Annotated in this window: 3 protein-coding genes; 2 read left to right on the top strand and 1 reads right to left on the bottom strand. The window is 35.9% G+C overall.

Going from position 1 to position 1,846, the window contains the following annotated elements:
* Positions 1-39 precede the first annotated feature (39 nt).
* Positions 40-582 carry a hypothetical protein gene (locus ABID23_RS07865; protein ID WP_354190933.1) on the top strand — a complete coding sequence of 181 codons (543 nt, stop codon included), beginning with the start codon at positions 40-42 and terminating at the stop codon, positions 580-582.
* Here ABID23_RS07865 and ABID23_RS07860 read toward each other — a convergent pair.
* Complete coding sequence (locus tag ABID23_RS07860; RefSeq protein WP_354190931.1) at positions 568-1,290, bottom strand: hypothetical protein; 723 nt, start codon at positions 1,288-1,290, stop codon at positions 568-570. The two genes, ABID23_RS07865 and ABID23_RS07860, sit on opposite strands and share 15 nt — an antisense overlap.
* Before the next feature lie 203 nt (positions 1,291-1,493).
* On the opposite strand from ABID23_RS07860, the gene ABID23_RS07855 reads away from it, so the two are divergent.
* A complete protein-coding gene (locus tag ABID23_RS07855; protein ID WP_354190929.1) occupies positions 1,494-1,829 on the top strand; it encodes a hypothetical protein in 336 nt (111 codons plus the stop codon).
* Positions 1,830-1,846 lie beyond the last annotated feature (17 nt).

Here is a 1,846-nt window from a genome sequence, read left to right as displayed (position 1 = left end):
ATGAATGATAGTGTTCCTTTTTAAACAGAAGGCGGTGTTGTGAAAAGAAACAAAAAGAGGGGACGCCCTAAAATAACAGGGCAGGTAAGAGAAGCTAATGGTCGTATATCACGCTCTAAAACATCTCGTGAAGCTGCTGATCAATTGGCAATAGAAATGCGTGCAAAGCGCTTCGGTTTAACGCTACAAGAGGCAAAAAATCCGCTCTCTGGTACTTACATAGGGCGACTTTGTTTGCAAGGTGTGATTACACAAGAGCAGTATGATGCTGCGCAACAATATCTACAGATAAGAAACGACTATTTGTGTGCAAAAGGCTTTCCTAATGCGATTTATGAGGAAATGCCGTCATCATCTGATGATAAGGCAAGAGATAAATGGGTAGAATTTGCAACAGAGCAGTTTATCAACACGCAAGAGGCACTAAAAGAAGCCCAATGCCTCTATAGACAGTATAATCTTTATGCAGCGCTACAGTACCTCGTTATAGAAGATCAAACGCTACCATATCTTGTGAATTCATTACGCGTTGTTCTTAACGTGCTTCATAAGTATTTAATCATTAGTTTAAAAAATTTTTAAATATTGCTTCCATTTTTCAAAATAGCTATATCTCACTGGTGGCCTTACGTTTTCTTCGGGCATCATTTCTCTATGTACATTTATAGCAATAGAGCACATATTTACTGTATTTTGTAAACGAACGCTTTCATGTCCTAGTATCATGTGCTCTGTACGAATAGTTTGTTCTTTTCTGCTAATGCCATTTGGAGAATTCAAAAATTTTTCTGCATACTCAAACATTGGATCATTAAAATGTGTTTCAAATTTTGCCTGAAAGAAAGTAGTTTCTATATTATGCCAGTTGTTAAAAATACTACCGTATTTCTTAAGTTCTGTTTGTAGGTCGTTAAATGTAACTGTGGGCATACTTTTATCACCTTGTAATAAATCAGCAAAACGACCACAAAAAACAAGCACTATGTGATAATGTTTTAAAATATTAAATTCTGGAGGATTGCTAGGTAGTGTTATTAAATGCTTCCAAAACGGGCTCTCGTCATGGGGTATGTTTACAGTCCATTCCATGAATGTTTTTAAATACTTCACCGATTCTTTTGCCTTTGCTAATTTTTGATGATATTCTAAGTTTTGATAATTTTCACTTACATATTTTTCGTAAAGTTTATCGTATTGTTCTAAACTATCTACACTAGTGTATCTTGATAACACTGATATCGAAAAGAAAGCTATAAATATTATTACGAGTGTTATGGATAATGATTTCATTATTTCTACCTTTAATTTATAGCTTATTTATCTAACAGATTCCCTTTGAATATATCAATATGTGTTATTTTTGTGTTGACAAAGTGTAGCAAATCGTATTTAATGACATTGCTGTACTTGGGCGTATTGTGTCTAGAGAGGGAAATGTACAGTTCAAAATCCCCGCGAATGCGGGGTTTTTTATTATCTGGAGGGTGTATTTTATGACATCACAAAATACAGAACAGCTTTCTCAAACAAAGAAAAAATATAAACCCCCTAAGGCAGGAATGGGGCGTATCAAAGGTGTACCAAATAAAGTGACGCGCATTTTAAAAGAAGCAGTGGTTAAGGCTGCTGAGAATGCTGGGAATAAAATTGGCAAGGATGGTTTGATCTCTTATTTGGAAAAGCAGGCTATGGAATGCCCCGCTGCTTATTTAGCGTTGCTTGGGAAGATCTTGCCCTTGCAAGTGACGGGTGAAGATGGGGGAGCCATTAAGATGATAACGCGTGTAGAAATTGCTCCTTTAACAATGAATGACGACAAGACAGATTAATATTGTTCCAAAGCTTA

The organism is Bartonella silvatica (assembly GCF_040545155.1).
In the GTDB taxonomy this organism is placed as follows: domain Bacteria; phylum Pseudomonadota; class Alphaproteobacteria; order Rhizobiales; family Rhizobiaceae; genus Bartonella; species Bartonella silvatica.
The sequence above is the reverse complement of the archived record's forward strand: the minus strand, read 5'-3'. Positions and strand labels throughout refer to the sequence as shown.

Bases quoted from the DNA above. Each gene is read 5' to 3' on its own strand.
- ABID23_RS07860 (WP_354190931.1), bottom strand. From the start codon at position 1,290: ATGAAATCATTATCCATAACACTCGTAATAATATTTATAGCTTTCTTT.
- ABID23_RS07855 (WP_354190929.1), top strand. From the start codon at position 1,494: ATGACATCACAAAATACAGAACAGCTTTCTCAAACAAAGAAAAAATAT.